The organism is Candidatus Woesearchaeota archaeon (assembly GCA_003695435.1).
Classification (GTDB): Archaea; Nanobdellota; Nanobdellia; order Woesearchaeales; family UBA11576; genus J101.
Genome location: RFJL01000014.1, coordinates 1 through 7,583 on the forward strand (window position 1 = coordinate 1; position 7,583 = coordinate 7,583).

Here is a 7,583-nt window from a genome sequence, read left to right on the forward strand (position 1 = left end):
ACTTCTTGAGCGGGGCGAGGCGCTACTTCTCTTTGTGCTACCTTCGCAAATCGGTGATCTTCACAGGTAGGAACAACGTAAAGTACACGTTCTGACTCTTGCTTACGATTACGTTCATACTGCAAGGTCACATATCTTTTTGTAAGTTCTATGTGTTCAAAGGCTACTTGTGCTGCTCTAAGAAAGGGAGTTTCCTCAAAGTGCGAAGTCTCACAGAAGAAATTAGACTCATCATCTGTGTTGACAATATCGCGCGTATACCACTGTGCAATGTATTTTCTGTAAGCGTCAAAAGGCATTCTTATTGAAGGGAAAAATACAGTTATACATTCTTAAAACTTTGTGAGAAAAAAGAAGAAAATCAAGAATTACGAGAAGCGTTTTGGACTAAATGGTTCAAGAGGTAATTCGCAAAACCCATTGATAAGTTTTTGTGCGTACTCTTTTGCGCAAAGAAAACCAAGTGCGTTACCAAGACCGCTAAACCCTGCAAGTACATGTATGTCTTTTTTCACTTCGCCAATAATGGGTAGCTTATCCGGGGTGAAACCCATAATGCCAGCCCATCTGTGCGTTATTGCAAAGGCTCCGCTAAGAGGTAAGTTTCCTAAGTAATTTGTTAAGTAGCCCTGTATGGTTGGATTGAGATCATCAACATCCGTCTCCTCTGTTTTTTTATCTTTATCTCTTCCCCCTCCAAGAATGACCTCGCCAGAGGGAGTTTGTTTGAAATACATCCACCCATCAGCAGAGTAATGGCCTCCTGTAAGGGTTCTTTTGAAGGAACTGGTTGCAAGTGCTTGATTGCGCACGGGGCGAATAGGTAGATCTATCAACTCTTTTGTGTATGCATTTGTGCAAAGAATTATTTTCTGTGCGTGTACAACGCCTCCTGAAGTCTCTATGCTATAATGATCTGTTTGATGTATCCAATCAACGACGAGTGCGTTCTCATAAAGTGTTGCGCCTTCTTCTTCTGCAAGCCGTGCAAGTCCGCGCACGAACGTTGCGGGATCATACGATGCTCCTTTTGGATACTCTAGTGCTCCAACGCATTTGCGCAGGCTTTTCTTTTGAGCTTCTTCTTTGGTTAAGAGTTGAGAGTAAGGTGCGTGACGTGTGATAAGGTCGTTAAGTTCCTCCTGGTTCATCGCATACTTAATAACACCTTCCTGTAAGAATTGTGCATCAATATGTTCTTCCTCACACAATGTTTTCATTATCTCAATTGCTTGAGAAGTGAGCTGCCAAATCTTGTGCGCAACAGGTCTGCCGTAATCTTGAACACATAAGTCATAGCGCTTTTCAAGACCTGGAACAAGCAATCCTCCATTTCTGCCTGATGCTTTTGATGCAATCTCGTCTGCTTCAAGTAAAATTACGTGTTTTCCTAGTTTTGCTAAGTAATATGCCAAAGAAACTCCTGTTATTCCCCCTCCGACGATACAGTACTGTGTTGTAACTACGTCTAAGAGTGGCTCGCGTGGAGTGTATTGTCTGTCAAGCCAATAGGAAAGCGTCATAAGAGCACCTTAAGTCCGTGTCCTGAGAGAACACAAACGGTTGTTCCCCTCAATTTGAGTTTTTTCATTCCCGCAAGACTTACTGCTCCTGATGGTTCGACATAGATTCCTTCAATGCCCAGTTCTTTTCGTGCTGAGAGAATTTCTCTGTCCGTTACTGTTGTGAGTTCTCCGAATTGTTTAAGATAATTTAGTGCTTTTACACCATCAACAGGGTGTCCGCAAGCAATTGCGCTTGCTATTGTTTTTGGTTTCTTTATTGTTTTGATAATGTCTTGTGTTCCCTGATACTTCTTGAATGCTGCTGATTTCCACGCTTTGTAAAGGGGAGCGCATCCTGACGATTGCACACCCACAATGTGCGGTAACTCGTCAATAAGACCTACTTTTTTAAGCTCACTTACTGCTTTGAATGTTGCTGAGAGAAGTGTTGCATTTCCCACGGGTACAACAATGTTATCAGGAACGTTCCAATCAAGTTGATCAATGATTTCAAAAGCCACGCTCTTTTGCCCTTCTCCGCGGTAGGCATAATCACCTGTAAGATAGACTCCCTTACGTTCTCTGAGTTCAAGAGTTTTTCTTACCGCGAGTTCATAGGTTCCTCGAACAGGAATAACTTTTGTTCCCACTGCCTTTATTTGTGCTACTTTCTGCTTGGGAGCAAAGGTAGGTATGAATGCAGTACACCGAATTCCTGCGCGAGCAGCATAAGCTGCAATGGATGCTCCCATATTTCCGGTTGATGCGCAAACCACTTCTTTTGCTTTGAATTTGCGAGCTTTTGTAAGCTCAATAGTTGATCCCCTATCTTTAAATGACCCTGTAGGATTCATTCCTTCAATTTTGAAATACGTATTCTTGAATTGAGTTGAGCGCAGAAGAGCTGTTCCTCCTTCCCCCATGGAGATTTTCTTATCAAGGTGTTCAACGGGAAAAAAAGGCCAGTACTTCCAATGTGTGACTTCTTGTCGTTTGAAATCGGGAGTGTTTACAAATGATTTGATTTCTTCATAGTCATAGATAACATCAAGTGGTCCCCCACAACTACATTCAAACACAGGTTTATTTGCAGGATACGTTGTTTTGCACAGTACGCAGCGCAAGTGTTTGACATGCGTCATTTGATACAGGTGCGAGGAGGTTTTTTAAGAAATTCAAGAAGGATGGCAAGAACGTCCTGTACGTCTTTTAGTGATGAGACTGATATTGTTGAGTGGATGTTTCGCACAGCAACGCTTAGCGTTGTTGAAGGCACTCCTCCTTTTGAGAGCATGATTTTTGTGGCATCAGTTGTGCCAAGTTCTTCAACTTTGAGTTGAAGAGGTTTTTTCAGTTTTCTTGCAACCAGTCTTAAATCATCATCAAGGCACTCATTGGTAATAATTTCTGAGTCTTTGAGAATAAGAACAGGTCCTTTTCCTATCTGAACAACATCTTCTTCACCCGCATCTTCTGCGTTGGTAGTTTCAACAGCAATGCCGTAATCGGGATCAACTGCGTGAACAGACGTGTGTGCTCCGTAGAGTCCTATTTCTTCTTGAACGGTGAAGACAAAGAAAATATCTGCGGAGGATTTTTTTAAACGTTTAGCAATTTCGACGAGTATGTAACAGCCGATACGATCATCAAGAGCTTTTCCTGAAATAATATCTTTTGATCCAAGTGTTTTGAATTTTGTTTTAGGTAAGGCATAATCTCCGACTTCAATCCCTAATTTTTTCACTGCTTTTTTGTCTAGGCCTATGTCGATGTAGAGCTCATCAACACTGGGCAATTCTTCTATGGCGTAGTCATTTTGTAATTCTTCAAAGGAGATTACTCCGTTGATTTTTTTTCCTTTTTTTGTTTTGATGATTACCTCTTGTCCCACTAAGGTGATGGGTTCTATTCCTCCAATGGTGGAAAAACGTATGCTACCATCTTCTTTGATATCTTTAATCATAAGGCCTATTTCGTCCATGTGTGCTGCAAGCATGATACGAGGACCCTTACCTTCCTTACGGCAAATAAGATTGCCAAATTTGTCAACTCTGACATCTTTGAGGTGTTTTTTCATTTCTTTTTTGAGTAGTGTGCGTACTTCTGCTTCATCTCCTGATGGTCCGAAGGCATTACAGAGTTCTTCCAAGAGTTTTGTCATTTAGCTTACGCTCCGAGAACAATCAATGTATTTGCAGATGTGTCCTCTGTGTTTGAATGATTTTTTTATTACTGTGTGTAATGCTTTGTCAAGCGCATCAATAAATGCGACAAGATCATGATTGTTCACAACAAAGGGAGGGATGATTCTTACACTTTTTTCTCCCGCGCCTAGTACGATCACGCCACGTTTGAGTAATTCAAGAATGAGATTGTCACGATCTTTTCTCGTGGGAAGATCAAATGCTGCAAGCAAACCCAACCCCCTTATGTTGCTCATAGAAGGATGTTTTGATGCAAGTTCTTGAAGGAGTAACAAAAGGCTTTTGCCGTGTTTTTTGTTAGATTCTAGCAAGTTATCTTTTTTAATTGTTTTAATGGTGGTAAGAGCATTTGCTAAATCTAGTAAGTGTCCTCCACCCCATGTTGAGGAAATGCTTCCAGGCTCAGGAAACGAAGATCTTTTTGCAATAACTGCTCCTACTTGCAGTGCTTTTGCAGCGGTGATGATGTCAGGAGTAACGTTGAACTGTTCAATTGCCCACCACGTGCCTGTTCGTCCCATCCCCATTTGTACTTCATCTGAAATGAAGGGAACATTGTTGCGCTCACACCAGGTTCTAATGCTTTGAATTGTTTTTTTGCTTGGAATGTTGTAGCCTCCTTCTCCTTGAATCGGTTCAATAATAACGTATCCAATTTCTTGGGGGGAGAGTTCTCTTTTAGTGAGCTGGTTGAGGTGATCCACTGCTGATTCATCGTAGGGAATTCTTCTTACGGGTAAGGAGAAGAAGTGTTTTTTGTGAACTTGTTTTGAGTTTGTGTTGGATAATGCACCTAGTGTTCGCCCGTGAAATGCACCTTCACAGGAAATTCCTATTTTTGCCTGCGGTCTTTGACGTAGCGCGATTTTTACTGCGTTTTCAGTCGCTTCTGCTCCTGAATTGATAAGGAATGCGCCGTTTAAACCTTTGGGTGCTATGGTAAGAAGTTCTTCAAGAAGGTCTATGTGTTCTTGTGTTGGGAAGTCTTGGCCTGCAATTTTGATAGGGGATCTGTTAGCGTAGCGTTGTGAATTTTCCAGAAGTGCTTCGTGATTATACCCTAAGGGATTTGTTGCTATTTGTGATCCAAAATCTAGAAACCTGTTGCCGTCCACGTCTTCAACATAGCAACGCTCCCCCCTCATTGTAAGAATTGTGGGATGTGGAACACTCCACCCCCCGTTAAGACGTTTGAATTTTTCGAGTAGTTTCTTGCTTTTTGGTCCGGGAATAGTTGTTTTGATCCTGATCATAGTATGCGTTACTGATTTTTTGCAACACTTCTTTTCACCGTTGGTAAAGAGAGGGGTGTTGTCCTTTTAACAGAGGTGGTTGGAAGGGAAAGGCTGTTTATTTTTTAGGAAAACCACCAAAACACGTTACCATTACTTAATCACCTACATCAATTTGTGCCTTCTGTAATTTTCCTGAGTAGTCAACGTAAATCGTTTTGGTCTCACTAAATTCGTGAATGCCTTCAATGCCTGCTTCTCTTGTTCCATTTCCAGTTCCTTTTATTCCTCCGAAGGGCAAGTGACACTCAGAGCCTATTGTTGAAGAGTTAATGTAGGTCAAGCCCGCTTCGATACGCTCCATTGCAAGAAATGCTAAATTAACATCTTGCGTGTAGATTGCTGAGGAGAGACCGTATTCAATGTTGTTTGCAATTTCAAATGCTTCTTCAATGTCCTCATAAGGTATGATTGCAAGTACGGGTCCAAAGATTTCTTCTTGTGCGATGCGCATATCAGGTTTTACATCGGTAAACAGTGTGGGCTCAAAGAAGTGTCCTCCTTCTTTTTCTAGAGGGTTTCCACCTATGAGCATTCGTGCACCTTCTTCAAGACCAATTTGTACATATTTTGCAGTTTTGATCAATGCTTGGTGGTTGATGAGTGGGCCCATGTCAATATCTTCTGAAATGCCAAAACCGATTTTGTATTTTTTGAGACGCTCAACAATGAGTTTTTCGAGTTTTTCTTTTACGTCTTTGTGCACAATGACTCTTGAGCATGCCGTGCATCGCTGACCTGTTGTTCCATATGCTCCAAAGAGTATTCCTTCAAGTGCGAGATCAAGATGTGCATCTTTGTGCACGATAATTGCGTTTTTTCCTCCAAGCTCAAGTCCTACTTTTTTGATTCCTGCATGTTTGAGCACGAACTCACCTACTGCTTTTGAACCTGTAAAGGAGATTCCTCTCACGTCGGGGTGTTCTATGAGTGGTGCGCCTACTTCTTCTCCTGAACCTGTTACGAGGTTAAGAACTCCTTTGGGCAGTCCTGCCTTCTCAAAGATTTTGACAACTTCTACTGCGCATAGTGGCGTATCGCTTGATGGTTTGAATACTACTGCGTTGCCACAGATGAGCGCGGGAAATATTTTCCAGCAAGGAATAGCAATGGGGAAATTCCACGGAGTAATAAGACCGACGACACCTATGGGTCTTCTTACCGTCATCGCAAACTTGTTAGGAAGTTCACTGGGTGTTGTGTGTCCAAAGAGTCTGCGTCCTTCTCCTGCCATGTAGAGTCCGATATCAATTGCCTCTTGTACGTCGCCGAGTCCTTCTGAGATGACTTTGCCCATTTCTGTGGTGACAAGCTCTCCTAAGCGTTGTTTGTTCTCTATGAGTAAGTTTGCTGCTTTGTAGAGAATTTTTGCTCGTTGCGGAGCGGGTGTTCTTGCCCATGTTGTTTGAGCTTGTTTTGCAGCGCGTACTGCTGTTTCTATATCTTCTTTTGTTGATTGTTGAAATTCGCCGAGAACCTCTCCTGTTGCGGGGTTGTGACTTTGAAAGGTTTTTCCTGATTTGGATGTAACCCATTCACCATTAACGTAATTCTTGTAGGTGATCATGTAGTACATAGTGGGAGAAATTCTTTATAAATACTACGTCTGGGGGTTCAAAGAACATTTGTTACACCACTTATACAGTCATACCATTCAAGCGTTGCTGACTCTACTTACATTCTGCGTACATTCTGCTTACATTCTGCTTACGTTCTGCTTACTTCTTTGACCATACTTGTCTTGCGCACCACCCCTCACACCCAGAAAATGACAGTCTCACTTGAAGAGGGTAATATCTGTTTGTCTCGCTTTTCTCTTTGCTCTTTTAAAATTAACAAGCAACAATATACCCCACATCATCATTCCAAAAAGAAATAGCGCTACGAGCGTTATGCCATCAAGAGGTAGAGGCTTGCCATGAGTGTATCTCCACACAATAACAATAAGAAAGTATGCAAGAAGGTTTACGGTTTTATGTCCTGAAATGATGAAGGCGACTTTTCTTGGAAGAAAATGAAAATAGTTGATCACCGCCGTGACAATTCCCAGAATACCCAAGAGGAGAATAAGTGCAAGAATCACCACCTTATCAGGATGTGCTGAGAAGGTAAGTGCGTCTTGTACAACATTCCATAACACTGAAAACGGCGTTCCCTCGTGATGATACACCGCTCTTAGAAGCTCCATACTCACAAACACCATAACAATACTATTTGCAAGTGCTGCTCCCCACCCAAGGTCCTCATCTTCATGACGATCAAAGTAGAATTCAAAAAGAATAAAGGTGAGGAGAAGGTGTGTGAGTAACCACCACGTCTCCGGATAGATAAACGGTGTTGAGAGAAAAGCGAAGAACCTCTTTGCAATCTCCGGTATGATAACGGTGATGAAGAGATGTGTTGCTGTTCCTATATCTGCTGACGGGGCTACGCTTGCCGTTACATTCACAAATGTTTCGTTGACCATGGAATATGTTCTTATTCGCGAAGGAAGTTTATAATGTTATTGATACGCATCATTTCAACAATTCCAATACGCATCGCACTGCCAGATGAGCAGTCATATCATCACGATCGTGAGG

7 protein-coding genes are annotated in these 7,583 nt (G+C 42.1%); all 7 read right to left on the reverse strand.

Features of this window, described 5'->3' with window-relative positions; all coding sequences use genetic code 11:
• A partial coding sequence (locus D6774_01015; GenBank protein ID RME78483.1) for a hypothetical protein occupies nt 1-299 on the reverse strand: 299 nt, incomplete at its 3' end.
• Nucleotides 300-368: 69 nt separating this feature from the next.
• On the reverse strand, nt 369-1,523 hold the full coding sequence (locus D6774_01020) for an FAD-binding oxidoreductase (GenBank protein RME78484.1): 1,155 nt from the start codon (nt 1,521-1,523) through the stop codon (nt 369-371).
• A complete protein-coding gene (gene thrC / locus D6774_01025) occupies nt 1,520-2,647 on the reverse strand; it encodes a threonine synthase (GenBank protein ID RME78485.1) in 1,128 nt (375 codons plus the stop codon). Before thrC ends, D6774_01020 begins: the two co-directional genes overlap by 4 nt.
• A complete protein-coding gene (locus D6774_01030; GenBank protein RME78486.1) occupies nt 2,644-3,666 on the reverse strand; it encodes a M42 family peptidase in 1,023 nt (340 codons plus the stop codon). The genes thrC and D6774_01030 overlap by 4 nt, the downstream gene beginning before the upstream one ends.
• On the reverse strand, nt 3,667-4,962 hold the full coding sequence (locus tag D6774_01035) for an aminotransferase class III-fold pyridoxal phosphate-dependent enzyme (protein RME78487.1): 1,296 nt from the start codon (nt 4,960-4,962) through the stop codon (nt 3,667-3,669).
• A gap of 136 nt (nt 4,963-5,098) precedes the next feature.
• A complete protein-coding gene (locus tag D6774_01040) occupies nt 5,099-6,568 on the reverse strand; it encodes an aldehyde dehydrogenase family protein (GenBank protein RME78488.1) in 1,470 nt (489 codons plus the stop codon).
• 210 nt (nt 6,569-6,778) lie between these two features.
• Nucleotides 6,779-7,468: a hypothetical protein gene (locus D6774_01045; GenBank protein RME78489.1), complete on the reverse strand. Its 690-nt coding sequence runs from the start codon at nt 7,466-7,468 to the stop codon at nt 6,779-6,781.
• Between the last annotated feature and the right edge of the window lie 115 nt (nt 7,469-7,583).